This is a genomic window from Cellulomonas sp. NEAU-ZC6 (genome assembly GCF_056844425.1).
Genome location: NZ_JBXFYH010000001.1, coordinates 1,401,128 through 1,421,186, shown reverse-complemented (window position 1 = coordinate 1,421,186; position 20,059 = coordinate 1,401,128). Strand labels below are relative to the sequence as shown.

Here is a 20,059-nt window from a genome sequence, read left to right as displayed (position 1 = left end):
CATGAGCGAGCAGCGCGCCCCCGGAGCCGAGAGCGACGGCACCGACGTCCTCGCCGAGCTCCAGGAGGAGGTCGCCCGCGACCTGGCCGAGGAGCGCCCACCCGCGGGCGGGCCGGCGTACCAGGTAGCCGGCGCGGTGGTGACGATCGCGGTCGGCGGCCTCGGCGCCGTCCTGGCGCTCGGGTACGGCCTGGGGTCGCTGGACCGCCCGGGGCCCGGGCTGTGGCCGTTCGTGATCAGCGTGGTGGTCGTCGTCCTCGGCGCGGCGCTGCTGGTCGGCGGCCGCGGTGCGACGGACACCGAGCGGTTCTCGCGGTCCAGCCTGATCCCGGCCGCGGGCATCGCGACGTTCGTCGGGCTCGGGGCCCTGATGCCCGTGATCGGGTTCGAGATCCCGTCGCTGCTGCTGTGCGCGATCTGGCTCCGGCTGCTGGGCGGCGAGTCGTGGCGCAGCACCGTGCTGGTCTCGGTCGGCACCGTCGCGGCCTTCTACGCCCTCTTCATCTACGGGCTGCGCGTGCCGCTGCCCCACCTGTTCTGAGGAGCCGACGTGGACCTCTCCGCCTTCGTCGACGGCTTCGCGCTCGTCACCCAGCCCGCCAACCTGCTCTACTGCCTGGTCGGCGTGCTGATCGGCATGCTCATCGGCGTCCTGCCGGGCCTCGGCCCGGCGGCCACCATCGCGATCCTGCTGCCGATCACCTACACGATCGACCCGGTCTCGGCGATCATCATGCTGGCCGGCATCTACTACGGCGCGCAGTACGGCGGCACCATCACCTCGGTGCTGCTGCGCCTGCCCGGCGAGGCGTCGTCCGTGGTGACGGTCTTCGACGGGTTCGCGCTCGCCAAGCAGGGTCGCGCCGGCACCGCACTCGGCATCTCGGCGATCGGCTCGTTCATCGGCGCCACCGTGTCGATCATCGGCCTGACGCTGCTCGCGCCCCTGGTCGCCGAGTGGGCGCTCGACTTCGGCCCGCCGGAGTACGCCGCCCTGGCGCTGCTCGGCGTGCTGCTGGTCGCCTCCATCGGCAACGGCGGCATGGTCAAGGCGATGATCTCGGCGGCGATCGGGCTGCTGCTCGCCACCATCGGCCGGGACTCGTTCAGCGGTGCCGAGCGGTTCACGTTCGACTCGCTGCAGCTGTCGGACGGCATCGACTTCGTGATCGTGGCGATGGGCCTGTTCGGGGTGGGGGAGATCCTTTACAACCTCGAGGAGCGGCACGGCAAGCCGCACGTGCCCGCCGCCGTGGCCAACGTCTGGCCGTCCCGGAAGGAGCTGAGGGAGTCCTCCGGGTCGATCGGCCGCGGTTCGCTGATCGGCTTCGTGCTGGGCGTGCTGCCCGGCGGCGGTGCCGTGATGGCGTCGCTGGCCGCGTACGCGACCGAGAAGCGGATCAGCAAGCACCCGGAGCGGTTCGGCCGGGGCGCGCTGCAGGGCGTGGCGGCGCCGGAGACCGCGAACAACGCGGCGGCGACGTCGTCGTTCATCCCGCTGCTGACCATCGGCATCCCGGCCAACGCGTCGATGGCGATGCTGTTCGGCGCGCTCCTGATCCTCGGCATCAGCCCGGGGCCGCAGCTGGTGGACGAGAACCCCGACCTGTTCTGGGGCGTCATCAACTCGATGTACATCGGCAACCTGATCCTGCTGGTGCTCAGCATCCCGCTGGTCGGCATCTTCGTCCGGGTGCTGCGGGTGCGGCCGGCGATCCTGGCCCCGATCACGGCGCTCATCACGATCCTGGGCGTCTACACGATCAACAACTCCACCTTCGACATCTTCGTGATGATCGCGTTCGGGGTCGTCGGCTACCTGATGAAGAAGCTCGGGTTCGAGCCGGGGCCGATGGTGCTGGCGTTCGTGCTCGGCTCGATCGTCGAGTCCAGCGTGCGGCGTTCGCTGCTGATCTTCGACGGCGACCCCACCGGGTTCTTCACCCGGCCCATCTCCGGGACGCTGCTGGTCGTGTTCGTGCTGGTCGCGCTCTGGCCGGCCGTGAAGCTGCTGCGCGGGCGCCGGGCCGCGTCCCGCGCCCCCGCCGCCGACCCGACCGCGCAGGACACCCGTACCCCCTCCGGAAAGGCGGACCGATGACTCTCCTGATCGGCTACATCCCCACCCCCGTCGGCGAGGCGGCGCTGGACGCCGCACTGGCCGAGGCCGCGGTGCACGGCGAGGACGTGGTGATCGTCAACAGCGCGCGGCGCGGCGCCACCGTCGACGCCGACCAGGTGGACGACGACACCGCCCGCGCGCTGGTCGACCGCGCCGCGGCGGCCGGCGTCCCCGCCCGGCTCGAGCAGCCCACGCACGGCCGCGACATGCTCGACGCCTTCGAGGACCTGGTGCGCGAGACCGGCGCCCGGATGATCGTCATCGGCCTGCGCCGGCGGTCTCCCGTGGGCAAGCTCGTGCTCGGCAGCGACGCGCAGCGGATCCTGCTGGAGGCGAGCGTCCCGGTGCTGGCCGTCAAGGTCCCCGCGTGACGGCTGGGAGTGCCGGGCGGGTCAGCCGCGTCGTCGTCACCCCGGTCGCGTTCCGCGACCCGCCGCTGCTCAACGTCGTCGGCGTGCACCAGCCGTGGGCGCTGCGCGCGGTCGTGGAGGTGCACACCGACGACGGCCTGGTCGGCCTGGGGGAGACCTACGCCGACGAGGTGCACCTGGCCCGGCTCGAGGCGGTCGCGGCGGCGCTGCCCGGTCACGACCCCTGGGACGCGCACGGCCTGCACCGGCTGGTGACCGACGTGCTCGGCCGGGAGACCGGCGGGGGCGGCGCGTCGTTCGGCGGGATGCTCGACGTCACGTCGGCGGTGCCGACGGTGGAGTCCCCGTTCGAGGTGGCGTGCCTGGACCTGGTCGGCCGCGCCACGGGGCGGCCGGTCAGCGACCTGCTCGGCGGCGCCGTCCGGGACCGGGTGCCGTTCAGCGGGTACCTGTTCTTCAAGTGGGCGGGGCACCCCGGGGAGCCCGACGACGACTGGGGCGCCGCGCTCGACCCGGACGGGATCGTCGCCCAGGCCCACCGGATGGTCGACGGCTGGGGGTTCGGCTCGCTCAAGCTCAAGGGCGGCGTGCTCCCCCCGGACGACGAGTGCGCCGCGATGGAGGCCCTCCGGGACGCGTTCCCCGGCCTGCCGCTGCGGCTGGACCCGAACGGCGCGTGGACGCCGGAGACGTCGGTCCGCGTGGCCGAGCGGCTCGCGGACGTCGTCGAGTACCTGGAGGACCCGACGCCGGGCATCGACGGCATGGCGCACGTGGCCGCCCGCACGGCGCTGCCCCTGGCGACCAACATGTGCGTCATCGCGTTCGAGCACCTGCCGCCGGCGGTCGCGGCCGGCGCGGTGCAGGTGGTGCTGTCCGACCACCACCTGTGGGGCGGGCTGCGCGCGTCCGCGCTGCTGGGCGGGATCGCGGGCACCTTCGGGCTGGGCCTGTCGATGCACAGCAACTCGCACCTCGGCGTGTCCCTGGCGGCGATGGTGCACCTGGCCGCGGCGACCCCGGACCTCACCTACGCCTGCGACACGCACTACCCGTGGAAGACGCAGGACCTGGTCGCGCCGGGCGTGCTGGCGTTCGAGGACGGCGCGGTGGCGGTGCCGACCGGCCCCGGGCTGGGGGTCGAGCTGGACCGCGAGATGCTCGCCGTGCTGCACGAGCAGTACCGGACCTGCGGCGTGCGGCGGCGCGAGGACACGGTCTACATGCGGACCGTGGACCCCGCGTTCACCCCGAACACGGCGCGGTGGTGAGGGCTCAGGAACGCAGCCGGCTCCGCGTCCCGCCCAGGTGCACCCGCATCGCGGCGCGCGCCGTCTCGGGGTCGCCCGCCAGCACGGCCTCGGCGATCCCCGCGTGCTCGCGCCGCACCCGCTCGACGTGCGCGGTGTCGGTGAGCGAGTACTCGTCCCGCAGGCGCGTCCGCGGCAGCATGATCATCATCGGCCCGAGGGAGTCGACCAGGTCGAGGTAGAACCGGTTCCCGCTGGCCGCGGCGACGGCGCGGTGGAAGGCGAAGTCGGCCTCCACCGCCTCGTCCGGGCCGGCCGCCGCGAACGCCGCCAGGGCGTCCCGCACGGCGTCGGCGGCCGCGGGCGTCCGGTGCGCGGCGGCCAGGGCCGCGGCCTCGGTCTCGACGCCCAGCCGGAAGTCGATCATCGCCAGCACGTCCGCCTGGCTGCGGACGGCCGCCGCCTCGATGGCGAACGGCGTCGGCTCCGGCACCGCGAGCACGAACGAGCCGCGGCCCTGGAACGTCTCGACCAGCCCCTCGCCGCGCAGCCGCGTGACCGCCTCCCGGACCACGGTGCGGGACACGCCGTGCGCGGCGATCAGCTCCGCCTCGGACGGCAGCCGGGAGCCGGGCGGCAGCGAGCCGTCGAGGATCCGTGCCTTCACGCCGTCGACGACGACCTGCGCGAGCGTGGTGGTCACCGGCCGACGGTAGCGGTCTCGCGGGTGAGCGCGCGCATGCGGTCGCTGAGCGTGAACCCGAGCCCGGGGCGGTCCGACAGCCACATCCGGCCGTCCCGGATCTCCATCCGCTCCTCGAACAGCGGGTCCAGCCACTCGAAGTGCTCCACCCACGGCTCGGTCGGGTAGGCCGCGGCGAGGTGCAGGTGGATCTCCATCGCGTAGTGCGGGGCCAGCGCCAGCCCGGCCTGCGACGCGAGGGTCGCGAACCGCAGGAACGGCGTGATCCCGCCGATCCGCGGTGCGTCCGGCTGCACGATGCCGCGGTAGCCGGCGTCCAGCAGGGCCAGGTGCTCCGGGACGGAGGTGAGCATCTCGCCGGTGGCGATCGGGGTGTCGACGGTCCGGGACAGGTCGGCGTGCCCCACGGCGTCCCAGGCGTCCAGGGGCTCCTCGATCCAGACCAGGTCGTGCTCCTCCAGAGCGCGGCACATCCGGCGGGCGCGCGGCCGGTCCCACTGCTGGTTGGCGTCGACCATCAGCGGCGCGTCGCCGAGGTGCTCGCGCAGGGCGGACACCCGGCGCAGGTCCTCGGCCCAGTCGGGCTGGCCGACCTTGATCTTGATCCCGCCGATGCCGGCCTCGAGCGACTGCGTCGCCCGCTCCTTCACCTCGTCGAGCGACGCCTGCAGGAACCCGCCGGAGGTGTTGTAGACCCGGCAGGAGTCGCGGCGCGCGCCGAGCAGCCTGGCCAGCGGCAGGTCCGCGCGGCGGGCCTTGAGGTCCCACAGCGCGACGTCGAGCGCCGCGATCGCCTGCGTGGCCACGCCGGACCGGCCGACCGAGGCGCCCGCCCACAGCAGCGAGTCGTAGATCCGCTCGATGTCGGACGGGTCCTGCCCGATCGCGACCTCGGCGATCTCGGCCAGGTGCCGGTACTGCGCCGGCCCGCCCGCGCGCTTGGAGTAGCTGAACCCGGTACCCCGGTGGCCCTGCTCGCTCAGGACCTCGACGAACAGCAGCACGGTCTCGGTCAGCGGCTGCTGCCGGCCGGTCAGCACCTTGGCGTCGCTGACCGGCTGGTCGAGCGGCAGCACCACGTGGGACAGGGTCAGCCGGCGGATCCGGTCGGCGGTCATGGGTTGCTCCTCGACGTCGGCGTCAGTCAGGTTGTCCGATGAGTGGTGAACTTATATGACGAGTTGCCGCCCGGTCGAGCGATCCGCGATACCGCCCACGCATGAGTCCATGCGTTCTTGGGCTTGGACGCGCATGACCGACGGCTCCTACGGTCGACAGATCCAGCGGAACCCGGGAAGGACCGGATGGTCATGCGCATCGGATTCATCGGCCTCGGCATCATGGGCAAGCCCATGGCCCTCAACCTCGTCCGCGCGGGCCACGACGTCGTGGTCAGCCGGCACAGCGGCGCGGCGGGACAGCTCGCCGACGCCGGCGCGACGCTCGCGGACGGCCCGCGCGACATCGCCGGCCAGGTGGATCTGGTCCTCACGATGCTGCCGAACGGGCCCGAGGTGCTGCAGGTCGCCCTCGGCGACGACGGCATCGCCGCCGGCGCCCACGAGGGGCTGGTGCACGTCGACATGAGCTCCATCGCGCCGACCGCGGCCCGCGAGGTGCACGACGGCCTCGCCGCCGTCGGCGTGCCGGTGCTGGACGCGCCGGTCAGCGGCGGCGAGCCCAAGGCCGTCGACGGCACGCTGTCGATCATGGTCGGCGGCGACGAGCAGGTGTTCGACCGCGTCCGCGAGGTGCTCGAGGTGCTGGGCGCGTCCGTCGTGCGGGTCGGCCCCATCGGCGCGGGGAGCACCGCCAAGCTCGCCAACCAGGTCGTCGTCGCCGCGAACATCGCCGCGGTGTCCGAGGCGCTGGTGCTCGCCGAGCGGGCGGGGGTGGACCCCGCGGCCGTCGTCGCCGCGATCCGCGGCGGCCTCGCGGGCAGCGCGGTCCTGGAGGCGAAGGCGCCGATGATGCTGCGCCGGGACTTCGCGCCGGGCTTCCGGATCGAGCTGCACGCGAAGGACCTGCGCAACGCGCTGGAGACCGGGGAGCAGCTGGACGCGCCGCTGCCGCTGACCACGTCGGTGCTGGCGATGATGGACCGGCTCGACGCCGGCGGGCACGGCGCCGAGGACCACAGCGGGCTGGTGCAGTACTACGAGGAGCTGGCCGGCGCGCGGGTCGGCGGGGACCGGTCGTGACGGCCCCCGGGTCGGACCTGGTCGCGCGGCTCGGTCCGCGGCCGGTGGTGGCGATCCTGCGCGCGCCGGACGCCGACCGGTTCGTCGCCGTGTCGGAGGTGCTGTGGGAGGCGGGCTTCCGGTGCCTGGAGTTCACGCTCACCACGCGGGGTGCGCTGGACGCCGCCCGCGAGGTGCGCCGGGCGCTGCCCGACGACCTGCTGCTGGCGGTGGGGACCGTCCGGACCGAGCAGCACGTGCGCGAGGCGGTCGACGCCGGCGCCGACTTCCTGGTGAGCCAGGTGCTGCGGCCCGGGCTGGTCGACCTGGCCCGGGCGGAGGGTGTCCCGTTCATCCCCGGGGCGCTGACGCCCAAGGAGATCCTGGACGCGTGGGAGACCGGGGTGCCGGCCGTGAAGGTGTCGCCCATCGGGCCGCTCGGCGGCGTGGAGTACCTGGACCAGCTCCGGGCGCCGCTGCCCGACATCCCCATGATGCCGACCGGCGGTGTCGGCATCGACGAGATCGACGACTACCTGGACCGCGGCGCCGCGGCGGTCGGCCTCAGCGGCCCGCTGCTCGGGGACGCCCTGCTGCCCGGCGGGGACCTGGACGCCCTGGCCGAGCGGGCGCGGCGGGCCACGGCGGCGACGTCGGCCCGATGACCGGCACCGTCGTCCTCGCCCCGGACAAGTTCAAGGGCTCGGCCACCGCCGAGCAGGTCGCGCGCTCGCTGCGCGCCGGCCTGCTCGACGTGGCCCCGGGGACGACGGTCGTCGAGGTGCCCGTCGCGGACGGCGGCGAGGGCACGGTGGACGCGGCGCTCCGGCAGGGCTTCCGGGCGCTGCCGGTGCGGGTACGCGGGCCGCTGGGCGACCCGGTGGACGCGGTGGTCGCCGTGCGGGACCGGACCGCGGTGGTCGAGCTGGCTCTCGCCTCGGGCCTCGCCCTGGTGGGCTCGCGGCCCGCGCCGACGACCGCCACGACCTACGGCACGGGCCAGCTGGTGGCGGCGGCCCTCGACGCCGGCTGCACCAGCATCGTGCTGGGCCTGGGGGGCAGCGCCTCGACCGACGGCGGCGCCGGGATGCTCCAGGCCCTGGGTGCGGTCCTGCTCGACGCCGACGGCGCTCCGGTCCCGGCAGGGCTGGGGCACCCGCTCCGCACGCACGCCGTCGACCTGACGCGGCTGGACGCCCGGCTGCGGGACGCGGACGTCGTGGTCGCGACCGACGTCGACCACCCCCTGCTCGGCCGGCGGGGTGCCGCGCCGGTGTTCGCCCCGCAGAAGGGTGCCGACGCCCGGCAGGTCGAGGCGCTCGCGGACGCCCTCGCCCGGTGGGCCGCACTGGTCGGACCGGCGTCCGCGGCGGCTCCCGGCGCCGGCGCGGCCGGCGGGGTCGGCTTCGCGGCGCTCGCGGCGCTCGGCGCGCGCGTCCGGCCCGGGGTCGAGGTGGTGCTCGAGATCGTCGGGCTGGCCGAGCAGCTCGCGGGCGCGCGCCTGGTGGTGACGGGGGAGGGGTCGCTCGACGAGCAGTCCGCCGGCGGCAAGACCCCGGTCGGGGTGGCCCGGGCCGCGGCCGCCGCAGGCGTCCCGGCGGTCGCCGTGGCCGGGCGGACGACGCTCGCACCGGACGCGTTGCGGGCCCTGGGGTTCACGGCGACGTACACGCTGGTCGAGCGCGAGCCGGACGTGGCGCGCTGCCTCGCCGAGGCGCCGGCGCTGCTGCGCGCGGTGGGCCGGGAGATCGCCCGGTCGCTCTGACCGGCACACCCGGGCCGAAGAGCCCAGGCGGCGGCGCGACCGGGCACGGCATGCTGGTGGGCGTCGGCGATCCCGACGCCCGTGCCGCACCTCACCCACCAGGAGAGCCACCATGTCCGCCGTCAGCACCTCCCTGCGTCCCGCGTCCCGCCCGACGGTCCGCTCCGTCCTGGCGCACGTGCACGACGACCCCGCGCCGCGGTGGGAGCCGGGCAGCCGCGGCCGGTTCGCCGGCTACCTCGCGGGCAGCATGGCGGGATGGACGGTGCTGGGCGTCGCCGTGACGGCGCTGCTCGGCGCGCTGGTGGGCCTGGTCGCCTGACGCAGGAGCCTCGGCCGGGTGCCGGCCCGTCGCCGGCCGACCCGGGGGACGAGCCCGTCGCCACCGCAGGTGGCGGCGGGCTCGCGCTGCTAGCCTGACGGGCGTGACTGCAGCACCGACCCCGGCCCGGCGCGTCGTCGCCCTGCCCGCGTCGTGTTGCTGTCGCCCCCGACGCTGACGCGCGTCGTCCGGCGCCTCCCGGGCGCCGCCCCGGGCCACCGGCCGATGCCGGCGGGCCCGGCCCCCGCACCGCCGTCGTCCCCCCGCGTTCGGTCGTGAGCGCACCCCCTCCGTCACCGCCCGGCACCACCGCCATCTCCCGTCGTCCGGAAGGACCTCCCATGCCTGCTCCCGCCCCCCGCCCCGGCCGTGCCCGGACCCGCGCCCTCGCCGTCGCCGCCGCGGCTGCCGCCGCGCTCGCCCTCACGGCCTGCGGCTCCGGCTCCGGGGACGGCGACGAGGGGGCCTCGTCCGACGGCTCCGCGCTGGCGGCGGTGCAGGACGCGGGGGTGCTGCGGGTCGGCACCGAGGGCACGTACGCGCCGTTCTCCTTCCACGACGCGTCGGACGAGCTCACGGGCTACGACGTCGAGGTGATCACCGCGGTCGCCGAGAACCTCGGCGTCACGGCGGAGTTCTCCGAGACCACCTGGGACTCGATCTTCGCGGGGCTGGACGCCGGCCGCTACGACGTGGTCGCCAACCAGGTCAGCATCACCGAGGAGCGCACCGCGAAGTACGACTTCAGCGAGCCCTACACGGTGTCGACGGGCGTCGCGGTGGTGCCGGCGGACTCGACCGACATCACCTCGATCGAGGACGTCGCCGGCCTCACCACCGCGCAGTCCGCGACGTCCAACTGGACGCAGGTCGCCACGGAGGCCGGCGCGACCGTCGAGTCCGTCGAGGGCTTCACCCAGGCGATCGCGCTGCTCAAGCAGGGCCGCATCGACCTGACGTTCAACGACAACCTCGCCGTCCTGGACTACCTGAAGTCCTCCGGCGACACCGACGTGAAGATCGCCTTCGAGACCGACGACGTCGTGGAGCAGGGCTTCCCGGTGCTCAAGGGCTCGGACCTGGCGCCGGCCATCGACGAGGCGCTGGACGAGCTGCGCGCCGACGGCACGCTCGCGGAGATCTCCGAGAAGTGGTTCGGGCAGGACGTCACGCAGTGACCCCGCGTCACCGCCGTCACGTCCCCGGTGGGCGCTGCAGGTGCCGCGCGTGAACGACTCCACCTGGGACCTGGTCCGGACCTCGATCGGTCCGCTGCTCGAGGGGGCGATCCGCGGCACCATCCCGCTGACGATCATCTCGTTCGTGGCGGGGCTCGTCATCGCGCTGCTCGTGGCGCTCGCGCGCCTGTCGCGGGTGCGGGCGCTGTCGTGGCTGGCCCGCGCGTACATCTCGGTGATCCGCGGCACGCCGCTGCTGGTCCAGCTGTTCCTGATCTTCTACGCGCTGCCGTCGCTCGGGATCGTGATCGACCCGTTCCCGTCGGCCGTCATCGCGTTCTCGCTGAACGTCGGCGGGTACGCCGCGGAGACGATCCGCGCGGCGATCCTGTCGGTGCCGCGCGGGCAGTGGGAGGCGGCGGCGACGATCGGCCTCGGCCCGACGCTCACCCTGCGCCGCGTCGTGCTGCCGCAGGCGCTGCGGGTGTCGGTGCCGCCGCTGTCCAACACCTTCATCTCGCTGGTCAAGGACACCTCGCTGGCCTCGACGATCATGGTGACGGAGCTGCTGCGCAAGGCGCAGGAGATCGCGGCGCCCACGTACGAGTTCATGACCCTGTACTCGCTGGCCGCGGTGATCTACTGGCTGATCTGCCTGGTGCTCTCGGCCCTGCAGGTCCGGCTCGAGAAGCGCCTCGACCGGTACGTGGCCACATGACGGAGGACGACGTGACCGACACCCCCGCCGCGGGCCCGCTGGTCCGGGTGCGCGCGCTCGCCAAGTCGTTCGGCGACAACCGCGTGCTGCGCGGCATCGACCTGGACGTCGCACCCGGCAGCGTCACCGTGATCATCGGCCCGTCGGGCTCGGGCAAGACGACGCTGCTGCGCTGCCTGAACGCGCTGGAGATCCCGGACGCGGGCACCGTCGAGGTCGCCGGCACGACGCTCGACTTCGCAACCCGGCACAACCAGGCCGAGCTCCGCCGGCTGCGGGCGCGGTCGGGCATGGTGTTCCAGTCCCACCAGCTGTTCCCGCACCGCACGGCGCTGGAGAACCTGACCGAGGGCCCGGTGCACGCGCAGCGCCGCCCCGTGGCCGAGGCGACGGCCGAGGCCCGGGCGCTGCTGCAGAAGGTCGGCCTGGCCGAGAAGGCGGACGCCTACCCGCACGAGCTCTCCGGCGGGCAGCAGCAGCGGGTCGGCATCGCGCGGGCGCTCGCGCTGCGCCCGCAGCTGATCCTGTTCGACGAGCCGACGTCGGCGCTCGACCCGGAGACCGTCGGGGAGGTCCTCACCGTGATGCGCGACCTCGCCGCGGAGGGCTGGACGATGATCGTCGTCACCCACGAGATCCGGTTCGCGCAGCAGGTGGCGGACCACGTGGTGTTCATCGACGGCGGCGTCGTGGTCGAGGAGGGCCCGCCCGCCGACGTGCTCGGCCGGCCCGCGCACGAGCGGACCCGGCAGTTCCTGCGCCGGATCCTGGACCCGCTGTAGCGGGCGGCCGGGCGGTGCCGGCAGCGGGGGCACCGCGTCACGCGGTCGCGCGCGCGAGCTCTCCGGCGTCCTCGCACAGCCCGATGAACGCCCCGAGCTCGGCCAGGCCCGCCGGCGTGGCGGGCAGGTAGTCGGTCAGCTCCCGCGCCCGCACGACGACGGCCGTGTGCTGCGCGCGCGAGAGCGCGACGTTCAGCCGGTTCCGGCTGAGCAGGAACTCCATCCCGCGCGGGACGTCCTCCGGCGACGACGCGGCGGTCGACACCACGACGACCGGCGCCTCCTGCCCCTGGAACCGGTCGACCGTGCCGACCCGGACGTCGTGCAGGCCGGCCCGCTCCAGGGCGCGGGTGAGGGTCCACACCTGGGCGTTGTAGGCGGCGACCACGAGCACGTCGGACGCGACCAGCGGCCGGTCCACGCCGGCGACGGGGTCGGTCCACCGGCGGCCGACCACGCCCTGGACCTGCGCGACCACCTCGTCGGCCTCCTCGACGGAGGACACCGAGTTGGCGACGTGGTCGACCAGCACGCACCGCACGCCCGGCTCGACGCCCTCGATCGCGCGGCCCGCGGCCCGGTCGACCGCGGTGAGCCGACCGTCGTAGGACAGCGCGGACACGGGCGCGCACAGCGCCGGGTGCATCCGCCAGGTGGTGGCGAGGAAGTACCCGAGCTCCGCCGGCAGCGTGTCGTGGCCGTCGGTCAGCCAGCCGAGCGCGGAGGCGTCGACCGGCTCGGGGTGGTGCCCCTGGGAGACCTGCGGCAGCTGCTGCGGGTCGCCGAGCAGCAGCAGGTTCCGGGCCGCGCCGGACACGGCGAACGTGTTGGCGAGGCAGAACTGCCCGGCCTCGTCGACCACCAGCAGGTCGAGGCCGCCCGCGGGCAGCCGTGCGGCGTTGGTGAAGTCCCACACCGTGCCACCCACCACGTAGCCACCGGTCCGCGACGCGTAGAACGCACCGAACGCGGCGGTGTCCCGTGGCTGCACCCACGGCGTCGCGGGGTCGGGCCGCGTGCGCGGCTTCTTGGCGACCGCCGCCGCGTCCACGCCCGCCTCGACGACCTTCGCCAGCATGTTCTCGACGACGGCGTGCGACTGCGCGACGACGCCGACGCGCCAGCCCGACGCGACCAGGTCGGCGACGACGTGCGAGCCGGTGTACGTCTTGCCGGTCCCGGGTGGCCCCTGCACCGCCAGGTACGACCCGTCCAGGTCCCGCACGGCGGCGGTGATCGCGGCGACCATCGCGTCCGGCCCGGTGCCGGGGCGGGGGAGCGGCCCGCCGGACCGCAGCCGCGGCGCGCGCCGGCGGGCCAGGTCGAGCGCCGGCTGCGGCGGCAGGTCGGGCAGCCGGTCCGCGATGCCCGCGGCGAGGTCGCGCAGCGCGGCGGCGATCGTGGTGGTGCTCGGGGGCGGGGTCGGGCCGAGGCCCATCGGCGCCGAGTCGTGCGGGTCGTCGGCGGCCCGGAGCTGCTCGGCCACCCGCAGCACGTCCCGCGCCGCCGGGCCGTCGCCGGTGGACGTGACCTCCTCGACGGTGAAGCCGGGCGCCCAGCCGCGCGCGCCGGCCGCGCTGGTCCGCGCGTGCCCGGGCACGGGCCGGTCGAACAGCCCGAGGCACGCCGCGCCGGCCCGCAGCTCGCTGCCGGGCTCGAGCCGGCCCGTCATCTCGAGCACCCGCCGCCGGGTCCGCCGCCCGGGCGGCACGTGCCAGTCCTCCCGCACCTCGACGCGGTCGGCGACGAACGTCGAGCGCGCGTCGGTCCAGTCCGCGGGATCGGCGACCAGCCGGTCGTAGTGCGCCCACCAGAACGGCTTGTGCTCGCGCCAGTGGTACCCGAGGGACGCGGCGAGCAGCGCGACGGCCTGCTGGTCGTCGCTGCGCCGGCCGTCGACGTGCCGGGCCGGGTCGTCGGCGTGCGCGAGCAGCGCCGCGGCGAGGTCGTCGTGCTCCGGCGCGGCACCGTCGGCACCGTCGGCACCGTCGGCACCGTCGGCGTCGCCCGCCACGTCCTGCGCCGCGACCGGGCGGCCCGGCACGACGCCGACGTCCGCCGCGCGCGCCAGGAGCCAGTCCCGCAGCGCGAGCGTCGACCGGCAGTCGTACGCGTTGTAGGCGCCGATCGCGGCGACGGCCGCCGTCCAGCCGGCCTCGTCGCCCTCGGCCCGCAGCGCGCACGCGTGCGCGTACTCCGCGATGGAGTCGCCGGCGGTCGTCACGTCGCCGGTGCGGGCCTCCGGCATGTACAGCGGCTCCAGCTGCTTCAGCGAGTACGACCGCTGCCCGGTGCGCAGGCTCGCGCGCACGGTGGCGTACAGGTCCACCAGCACCCCGGCGGACAGCAGCTCGTCGACGACGTCCTCGCCGACACCGTGCCGCCCGGCCAGCCGCAGCAGGGCCGTCTTCTCGTACGGGGCGTAGTGGTACACGTGCATGCCCGGGTGCTCGGCGCGCCGCTCCTGCACGTAGGCGAGGAAGTCGACCAGCGCCTGCTTCTCCTGCGCCCGGTCGTGCGCCCAGAACGCACGGAACGCCGGCTCGGCGGCACCCTGCGGGGCCTCGACCAGCCCGAACAGGTACTCCAGGCCCCAGACCGCGGGCTGCCCGTCGGGGCCGACCTCGCCCGCGGCCCACAGCGGGTCGCCCTCGAAGTCGAAGAACACGTCGCCCGGGTCCGGCGCGGGCAGCGCCGCCACGGCCGCGGTGTCGACCAGCTCGAACGCCACGTACCCCGGGGCGGCCACGGCGTCCTGCCGGGCCTGCAGGGCCGCCTGCTGCTGCAGCGCCGCGAGCGTGCTGGTGCCGATGCCCGCCACGGGCTCCCGCCGTGCCGCGAGGTCCTCGACCGTCCGGACGCCGGCAGCGCGCAGCCGGGCGGCCTGGGTCGTGCGGACCCCCGCGACCAGCAGCACGTCGCGGCGCCGCTCGAGCTCGGGCGCGCAGGCGTCGCACCGCCCGCAGGCGCGGAACCGGTCGTCGCCCCACCGCACGGGGCCACCCGCGTCCTGGTGCCGGTCCAGCAGGTCCTGCAGCCGGCGCCGGCGCTCGCGGTACACGGGCAGCAGGTCGCGCAGCCGGTGGTCCGTCGTCACCTGGTCGCCGAGCACCAGGTGCACCTCGTCGGTGACGGGCACCCCCGCGGCGAGCAGCTGGTCCGCGTACGCCGTCACCTGCAGCAGCGCGGTCGGCCGCTCGTGCCGGGCGAGCTTCGTGTCGACCACGGCGTACCGCGGGCGGTCGCCGGTGTGCCGGCCCTCGCGGACCAGGAAGTCCGCCCAGCCGGTGAACCGGCCGTCGAAGAAGCCGGCCTGGTGCACGACGTCCGCGCCGGCGGCCGCCGCCTGCAGCGTCGCGTCGTGCGCCGCGAGCAGCGCGGCGCGGGTGGTGCGGCGCGGGCGGTCCATCACGACGACGCCGCGCCCGGTCGCCGGGTCGTACCGGCCGTGCCGCTCCAGGTGCTGCCGCAGCACCCGCTGCTCGTGCCGCGCGCCGAGCACGGCGGCCCGCTCCCGCGTGGCGTCGGCGGCCCGGCGCAGCGGCTCGGCACGGCCCAGGCGGGCGTCGAGGGCCCGCAGCACCGCGAACTCGCAGGTGGCCGCGTCCGCCATGTCGGTCGCGCTGTAGGCCAGCGAGCCGTCGTCCAGGATCAGCACGCTCGGAGGCTACCCGCGGCCCCGGACACGCGACCCCGCCCGCTTCCCCCGCTCGCCGCCCGGGACCGACCACGGTAGGAACGGACCATGGCTGACGTGCACCGCGAGGTCGAGCGCAAATACACCGCCGGGCCGCAGGTCGTGCTGCCCCCGCTGAGCGAGCTGCTGGCCGGGTCCGCCGCGTGGGCCGGCAGCGGCACCCCGGTGACGTCGGGCGAGGAGGTCGTGCAGCTGACCGCGACCTACTTCGACACCGACGACCTGCGGCTGGCGGCCGCGGGCCTGACGCTCCGGCGCCGGACCGGCGGGGCGGACGCGGGCTGGCACCTCAAGGTGCCGGCGGGCGCGGACACCCGGGACGAGGTGCGGCTGCCGCCGGGCCGCGCCGTGCGGACCGTCCCGGCGCCGCTGCGCGCGACGGTCCGCGCCGTCACGCGCGGCGGGACGCTGCGCCCGATCGCCGAGGTGCGCACCGAGCGGACCGTGCACCGGCTGGTCGACGCGACCGGCCGGGCCCTGCTCGAGGTGGTCGACGACCGGGTGCAGGCCCGCCGGGTGCGGCCCGTCCAGGGGTCCGGCGACGCGACCGGCGCGACGACGACGTGGCGGGAGCTCGAGGTCGAGCTCGTCGACGGCGACCCCGCGCTGCTGGACGTCGTCGAGGAGCGGCTCCGCGGGATCGGCGCGAAGCCGGCGAAGGCCACCTCCAAGCTCGACCGCCTGCTGGGCGGCGCCGGCACGGCCGGTGCGCCGGTCCCGGAGCCGACCCGCAAGGCGTCCGCCGGCGACGTCGTGCAGGCCTACCTCGCCGACCAGGACGAGCAGCTGCGCGCCCAGGACCTGCTGGTCCGGCTCGGCGCACCCGACTCGGTGCACAAGGCGCGGGTGGCGTCCCGGCGGCTGCGCAACGCGCTGCGCACCTTCGGGTCCCTGTTCGACCCGGCGGTGGTCCGCCCGCTGCGCGAGGAGCTGCGCTGGCTGGCGGGCGAGCTCGGCCGGGCGCGCGACGCGGAGGTGCTCCGCGACCGGGTCCGGTCCGGCGCCGACGCCGAGGACCCCGCGGACGCGTCGCTGGCGGCGGCCGCCACGGCGGACACGGACCTGGGCCGGGCCGCGCGCGAGAGCCTCGGCGAGGTGCTCGCGGTGCTGGACTCCGACCGCTACCACCGGCTGCTGGCGGACCTGCACGCGCTGGTGACCGACCCGCCCTTCACCCCGCGGGCCGCGGGTCGCGCGACGAAGGTGCTGCCCCGGCAGGTGGCGGAGCGGGACGCGAAGGTGCGCAAGCGCCTGCGCCGGGCGCGCCGGCGGCCGGCCGGGCACCGGCGGGACGAGGCGCTGCACGCGGCCCGCAAGGCCGCCAAGGGGGCGCGGTACGCGGGCGAGGCGGTGCAGGGCGTGCTCGGGGCGGACGCGACCCGGTACGCGGCGGCGATGGAGGACCTGCAGGAGGTGCTCGGCGAGCACCAGGACTCCGTGGTCACCCGGGGCCGGCTGCGCGACCTGGCGCGGCACGCACCGACCACCGACGTCGCGTTCCTCTACGGGCGGCTGCACGCCCTGGAGGAGGCGCGCGGCCGCGCCGCGGAGGAGCAGGTGCGGGACGCGTGGCGGGCGGCGCGGCGCCCGGGGCTCCGGCGCTGGCTGGCCTGACCGGTGCGGGCAGCACGCGTCACGGGCGCCCGCACCGGCAGCCCGCGTCAGCGTCGCGCCACGAAGTAGGCGTTGAACGGGTCGGCCGCCACCTGCTGCTGCTCGACGTGCCCGAACCCGGCCTCGGCGAGCATCGCCGCCGCCCGCTCGACGCCCCAGACGGTCCCGAGCCCGGCACCGCCCTGGCCGAGCGAGACGCTCATGCAGTGGTACGTCGAGATCGCGTACAGGTACGCACCCCAGGGCAGGGCGAGGTTCTGCTCGAGGTGGCTGGACGCCTGGATGTCGACCATCAGGAACGTGCCGCCCGGACGCAGAGCGCGCCGCACGGCCTCGAGCACGGCCGCGGGCCGCGCCTGGTCGTGCACGGCGTCGAACGCCGTGACCAGGTCGTACGCCTCGTGCACGTCGAGCGTGGCGACGTCCCGCACCTCGAACACCGCGTTGGTCAGCCCCATCGCGGCGGCCTCCGCCCGGGCGGCGTCGATCGCGGCCGCCGACGAGTCGTAGCCGGTGAACCGGCTCGCCGGGAAGGCACGGGCCATGAGGTTCACGGCGTGCCCCCGCCCGCAGCCGACGTCGGCGGCGTCCGCGCCGGCCCGCAGCACCGCCGGCAGGTCCGGGGCCAGCGGCAGGATGCCGTCGACCAGCGCGGCGTCGTGCACGGCTGCGCTCGTCTCGGCCATGTTCCGGTGGAACGTCGGGTAGTCCGCGTACGACAGCCCGCCGCCGTCCCGGAACCGCGCGATGGTCCGCTGCTCGACCTCGCCCATCATCGCGACGTGCTGCATGAGCACCGCGAGGTTGTCCGGCCCGGCGGCCGGGGTCAGCACGGCCGCGTGCTCCCGCGGGAGCAGGTAGGTGCCGGACGCGGCGTCGTACCGGACGACGCCGGCCGCGGTCATCCCGCCGAGCCACTCGCGGACGTACCGCTCCTCGAGGCCGGCGGCGTCGGCGACCTGCTCGCTGGTCGCGGCCGGCAGCCCGCCCATCGTCGCGAGCAGGCCGGTCTGGTGCCCGGTGCTGGTCAGCAGGGCGACCGCCGCGTCGTTCAGCACGCCGAGCATCCGCCCGGCGAACTGCTGCGCCGCGGCCGCCTCGGACGCGGACAGCGGGGTCGGGTCGAGCGCGGTCGGCTCGAGCGCGGTCGTGGTCGTGGTGCCTGTGGTGCGGGTCGTCGTCGTCACGGTCGTCCTCTCGGTTCTGCCGGGCCCGGGTGGCCGGCGTGCTCCGACGCTAGGAACGGGGCCGGGACGGTGGCATCGGGCAGATCGTGCGTCCCGTCGGCGCCGGCGTGGGGCGGATGGCGCACGTCCGCGGCGACGGGGTGCCGCAGGGCCAGCGCGAGCATGAGCGCGGTGACCACCAGGTAGAACGTGTGCAGCGCCCAGATCGGCCCGGCCGGCAGGCTGAAGACGTACACCGAGTGCACGACGTTGCCCGCGTTGCTCAGCAGCAGGCTCGGCACGCTGTACGAGGCCAGGTCCCGGGTGCGCAGCGCCTTGGCCACCATGGGCAGCATGCTCCCGGCGAAGACCGCCGTCGAGACGCTGCCCGCGACGACCGCGAGGTCGAGTGCCATGTCCGTCCGCTCCTGCCGGTGCCCGGCCGTGCGCCGGATGCCTGCGACGCTAGGAGCGGGGGTGCGGGTGCCGCGTCGGGCCTTCGGTGCAGCGCCCGGGCCGGACGGTGGGGCGGGTGGTGCAGGCGCTCAGCCGGGGGTGCGCACCCCGTGCTCGTGCGCCCACGCCGCCGCCGCGGTGCGCGAGGGCACGCCGAGCTTGGTGAAGATGTTCGCCAGGTGCCGGCTCACGGTCTTCTCGCTGATGACCAGCGTGCGGGCGACCTCGCGGTTGCTCCGCCCGGCCGCGACCAGGCCGAGCACCTCGCCCTCGCGGTCGGTCAGGCCGCCGGGCAGCCCGGCGCCCTCGTCCAGGCGCCGCACGTCGGGCAGCGCCCCCAGCTCGACGTAGATCGCGAGCGCCGTGGCCCGGTCCGCCGCGGCGACCTCCGGCCGCCCGGCGCCGACGTGGGCCGCGGCGAGCAGCTCGTGCACCTGCGCGAGCTCGTACCGGCAGTGCAGCCCGCGGTACTCGCGGGCGGCGGCCTCCAGGGACGCCACCGCGTCGGCGTACCGGCCGCGGGCCACCTGCACGGCGCCGCGCGCCTGGGCCGCCCAGCCGCGGAAGCCGGGGGTGTCGAACTCGGCCGCGACCTCCTGCAGGCGGTCGCACCAGCGCTCGGCCTCCGCGACCGTCCCCAGCGCGAGCGCCAGCGGCACCCCCGCCGCGAGCAGCCGGGCGCTCGCGAGCCGGTCCCGGCCGGCCAGCGCGCCGGACAGCCCCGCCCACGCGCCCGCGCGGTCGCCGGCGGCGTACCGGAGCAGGGCCTCGCCGGGCTGCGGGTCGGTGCCGAGCGCGCGGGTCCGGGCGTACGCCACCCGGGCGCCGTCGCGGTCGCCGCGCAGCCGCCGGAGCTCGCCGAGCTGGTAGAACGCCTCGGCGGCGACCCAGTCGTTGCGGCCCTCCAGCTCGGCGCCGCTGCGCTCGACGCCCGCCTCGGCGTCGGCCCACCCGCCCTCGGTGCACTGCAGCTGCAGCCGGTGCACCCGGCAGATGCCGGAGAACACCACCTCGCCGCGGAACTGCTCGCACCACCGCTCGGTCGCCCGGGTCCAGGCGCGCATCCGCTCCAGGTCCCCCAGCTCGTGGCACGCGTGGATGACGGTGCAGTAGACCTCGCCCGCCCACTCCGGCGGGAGCCGGCCGGCGAGCACCGGAAGCATCGACTCGTCCAGCTGGGCGAAGCCGTCGGCCGTCCGGCCGAGCCGCAGGTCCGCCAGCCCGGTCAGCACCAGGCCGAGCGAGGTGAGCGCGGGGTCGCCCACCCGCCGGGCGAGCCCGGCCAGCTCCTCGCCGGCCCGGCGGACGGGCGGCAGGTCCCGCCGGAACAGGGCGAGCGAGCCGTCCAGGTACAGCAGGTGCCCGTGCGCGGTGCTCTCGGGCAGGCCGGCCAGCAGCCGCCGGGCGCGGTTCAGCCAGCCGGAGGTGACCACCAGGTCGCCCCGGGTGAACCACACCAGCGCCAGGTCGAGCGCCCGGTCGGCCGCTCCTGCGGCGTCCCCGGCGTCCTCCAGCCGGCGGAACGCGGTCTCGGTGACCTCGAGCGACTCCTGCAGCCGGCCCACCCACCACGCGGCGCCGCCGAGCCGGGCGAGGTCGGCGGGCTCGAGCTCCGCGACCGCGCGCGCCCGCGACAGCGCCCCGTAGGCGGTCGGCCAGTCGCCCCGGGCGTGCGCGGCGCGGGCCGCGACGAGCTCGTCGGTGAGGTTCATCCTGACCGCACCGTAGCCCTGCG

The 20,059-nt window shown here is 75.9% G+C and carries 18 protein-coding genes; 12 read left to right on the top strand and 6 right to left on the bottom strand.

From position 1 onward, the window contains the following. The first annotated feature begins 1 nt into the window (after position 1). Genes AC1050_RS06520 through AC1050_RS06505 form a run of 4 tightly spaced genes read left to right on the top strand, consistent with a single transcriptional unit; the run spans position 2 to position 3,764 of the window. Positions 2 to 541, top strand: coding sequence for a tripartite tricarboxylate transporter TctB family protein (locus tag AC1050_RS06520; protein ID WP_482386547.1), 540 nt, complete (start codon positions 2 to 4; stop codon positions 539 to 541). A gap of 9 nt (positions 542 to 550) precedes the next feature. After that, complete coding sequence (locus tag AC1050_RS06515) at positions 551 to 2,101, top strand: tripartite tricarboxylate transporter permease (RefSeq protein ID WP_482386546.1); 1,551 nt, start codon at positions 551 to 553, stop codon at positions 2,099 to 2,101. Beyond that, positions 2,098 to 2,493: a universal stress protein gene (locus AC1050_RS06510; protein ID WP_482386545.1), complete on the top strand. Its 396-nt coding sequence runs from the start codon at positions 2,098 to 2,100 to the stop codon at positions 2,491 to 2,493. Before AC1050_RS06515 ends, AC1050_RS06510 begins: the two co-directional genes overlap by 4 nt. Continuing rightward, the gene (locus AC1050_RS06505) at positions 2,490 to 3,764 is read left to right on the top strand and encodes an enolase C-terminal domain-like protein (RefSeq protein ID WP_482386544.1); all 1,275 of its coding nucleotides are present in this window, start codon (positions 2,490 to 2,492) and stop codon (positions 3,762 to 3,764) included. Before AC1050_RS06510 ends, AC1050_RS06505 begins: the two co-directional genes overlap by 4 nt. 4 nt (positions 3,765 to 3,768) lie before the next feature. Here AC1050_RS06505 and AC1050_RS06500 read toward each other — a convergent pair whose 3' ends face one another. After that, positions 3,769 to 4,446, bottom strand: coding sequence for a FadR/GntR family transcriptional regulator (locus AC1050_RS06500; RefSeq protein ID WP_482386543.1), 678 nt, complete (start codon positions 4,444 to 4,446; stop codon positions 3,769 to 3,771). Next, on the bottom strand, positions 4,443 to 5,564 hold the full coding sequence (locus tag AC1050_RS06495; RefSeq protein ID WP_482386542.1) for an L-talarate/galactarate dehydratase: 1,122 nt from the start codon (positions 5,562 to 5,564) through the stop codon (positions 4,443 to 4,445). The genes AC1050_RS06500 and AC1050_RS06495 overlap by 4 nt, the downstream gene beginning before the upstream one ends. A 192-nt stretch (positions 5,565 to 5,756) precedes the next feature. Here AC1050_RS06495 and garR point away from each other — a divergent pair, with 192 nt between their 5' ends. The 7 genes from garR to AC1050_RS06460 all read left to right on the top strand — a co-directional run bounded on the left by garR (position 5,757) and on the right by AC1050_RS06460 (position 11,391). Further along, entirely contained in the window at positions 5,757 to 6,647 is an 891-nt protein-coding gene (garR, locus tag AC1050_RS06490) for a 2-hydroxy-3-oxopropionate reductase (RefSeq protein WP_482386541.1), read from the top strand. Further along, positions 6,644 to 7,291 (top strand): bifunctional 4-hydroxy-2-oxoglutarate aldolase/2-dehydro-3-deoxy-phosphogluconate aldolase, encoded by a 648-nt coding sequence (locus AC1050_RS06485; protein ID WP_482386540.1) that lies wholly within the window; start codon positions 6,644 to 6,646, stop codon positions 7,289 to 7,291. Before garR ends, AC1050_RS06485 begins: the two co-directional genes overlap by 4 nt. Further along, positions 7,288 to 8,391, top strand: a complete 1,104-nt coding sequence (locus AC1050_RS06480) for a glycerate kinase (protein WP_482386539.1) — start codon at positions 7,288 to 7,290, stop codon at positions 8,389 to 8,391. Before AC1050_RS06485 ends, AC1050_RS06480 begins: the two co-directional genes overlap by 4 nt. A 112-nt stretch (positions 8,392 to 8,503) precedes the next feature. Further along, positions 8,504 to 8,713, top strand: coding sequence for a chemotaxis protein CheW (locus AC1050_RS06475; RefSeq protein ID WP_482386538.1), 210 nt, complete (start codon positions 8,504 to 8,506; stop codon positions 8,711 to 8,713). Between the two features lie 341 nt (positions 8,714 to 9,054). Continuing rightward, positions 9,055 to 9,891 carry an amino acid ABC transporter substrate-binding protein gene (locus AC1050_RS06470; protein ID WP_482386537.1) on the top strand — a complete coding sequence of 279 codons (837 nt, stop codon included), beginning with the start codon at positions 9,055 to 9,057 and terminating at the stop codon, positions 9,889 to 9,891. A 49-nt stretch (positions 9,892 to 9,940) separates the two neighbouring features. After that, on the top strand, positions 9,941 to 10,609 hold the full coding sequence (locus tag AC1050_RS06465; RefSeq protein ID WP_482386536.1) for an amino acid ABC transporter permease: 669 nt from the start codon (positions 9,941 to 9,943) through the stop codon (positions 10,607 to 10,609). Continuing rightward, complete coding sequence (locus tag AC1050_RS06460; RefSeq protein ID WP_482386535.1) at positions 10,606 to 11,391, top strand: amino acid ABC transporter ATP-binding protein; 786 nt, start codon at positions 10,606 to 10,608, stop codon at positions 11,389 to 11,391. The genes AC1050_RS06465 and AC1050_RS06460 overlap by 4 nt, the downstream gene beginning before the upstream one ends. A 37-nt stretch (positions 11,392 to 11,428) precedes the next feature. On the opposite strand, the gene AC1050_RS06455 is transcribed toward AC1050_RS06460, so the two are convergent. Continuing rightward, a complete protein-coding gene (locus tag AC1050_RS06455) occupies positions 11,429 to 15,049 on the bottom strand; it encodes a TM0106 family RecB-like putative nuclease (RefSeq protein WP_482386534.1) in 3,621 nt (1,206 codons plus the stop codon). 87 nt (positions 15,050 to 15,136) lie between these two features. Between AC1050_RS06455 and AC1050_RS06450 the strand changes: the two genes are divergently transcribed. Next, positions 15,137 to 16,702, top strand: a complete 1,566-nt coding sequence (locus tag AC1050_RS06450) for a CYTH and CHAD domain-containing protein (RefSeq protein WP_482386533.1) — start codon at positions 15,137 to 15,139, stop codon at positions 16,700 to 16,702. A gap of 47 nt (positions 16,703 to 16,749) precedes the next feature. Here the strand turns inward: AC1050_RS06450 and AC1050_RS06445 are convergent, their stop codons facing one another. The 3 genes from AC1050_RS06445 to AC1050_RS06435 form a co-directional block, all read right to left on the bottom strand. After that, positions 16,750 to 17,889: a class I SAM-dependent methyltransferase gene (locus AC1050_RS06445; protein ID WP_482386532.1), complete on the bottom strand. Its 1,140-nt coding sequence runs from the start codon at positions 17,887 to 17,889 to the stop codon at positions 16,750 to 16,752. Then, on the bottom strand, positions 17,886 to 18,284 hold the full coding sequence (locus AC1050_RS06440; RefSeq protein WP_482386531.1) for a hypothetical protein: 399 nt from the start codon (positions 18,282 to 18,284) through the stop codon (positions 17,886 to 17,888). Before AC1050_RS06440 ends, AC1050_RS06445 begins: the two co-directional genes overlap by 4 nt. Positions 18,285 to 18,413: 129 nt before the next feature. Beyond that, positions 18,414 to 20,036 carry a LuxR C-terminal-related transcriptional regulator gene (locus tag AC1050_RS06435; RefSeq protein ID WP_482386530.1) on the bottom strand — a complete coding sequence of 541 codons (1,623 nt, stop codon included), beginning with the start codon at positions 20,034 to 20,036 and terminating at the stop codon, positions 18,414 to 18,416. Positions 20,037 to 20,059: the final 23 nt, after the last annotated feature.

What these genes read in the sequence shown, in the direction of transcription:
- AC1050_RS06520 (WP_482386547.1), top strand. Translation starts at nt 2, where the DNA reads ATGAGCGAGCAGCGCGCCCCCGGAGCCGAGAGCGACGGCACCGACGTC.
- AC1050_RS06510 (WP_482386545.1), top strand. Translation starts at nt 2,098, where the DNA reads ATGACTCTCCTGATCGGCTACATCCCCACCCCCGTCGGCGAGGCGGCG.
- AC1050_RS06495 (WP_482386542.1), bottom strand. Translation starts at nt 5,564, where the DNA reads ATGACCGCCGACCGGATCCGCCGGCTGACCCTGTCCCACGTGGTGCTG.
- garR (WP_482386541.1), top strand. Translation starts at nt 5,757, where the DNA reads ATGCGCATCGGATTCATCGGCCTCGGCATCATGGGCAAGCCCATGGCC.
- AC1050_RS06480 (WP_482386539.1), top strand. Translation starts at nt 7,288, where the DNA reads ATGACCGGCACCGTCGTCCTCGCCCCGGACAAGTTCAAGGGCTCGGCC.
- AC1050_RS06475 (WP_482386538.1), top strand. Translation starts at nt 8,504, where the DNA reads ATGTCCGCCGTCAGCACCTCCCTGCGTCCCGCGTCCCGCCCGACGGTC.
- AC1050_RS06470 (WP_482386537.1), top strand. Translation starts at nt 9,055, where the DNA reads ATGCCTGCTCCCGCCCCCCGCCCCGGCCGTGCCCGGACCCGCGCCCTC.
- AC1050_RS06460 (WP_482386535.1), top strand. Translation starts at nt 10,606, where the DNA reads ATGACGGAGGACGACGTGACCGACACCCCCGCCGCGGGCCCGCTGGTC.
- AC1050_RS06450 (WP_482386533.1), top strand. Translation starts at nt 15,137, where the DNA reads ATGGCTGACGTGCACCGCGAGGTCGAGCGCAAATACACCGCCGGGCCG.
- AC1050_RS06440 (WP_482386531.1), bottom strand. Translation starts at nt 18,284, where the DNA reads ATGGCACTCGACCTCGCGGTCGTCGCGGGCAGCGTCTCGACGGCGGTC.
- AC1050_RS06435 (WP_482386530.1), bottom strand. Translation starts at nt 20,036, where the DNA reads ATGAACCTCACCGACGAGCTCGTCGCGGCCCGCGCCGCGCACGCCCGG.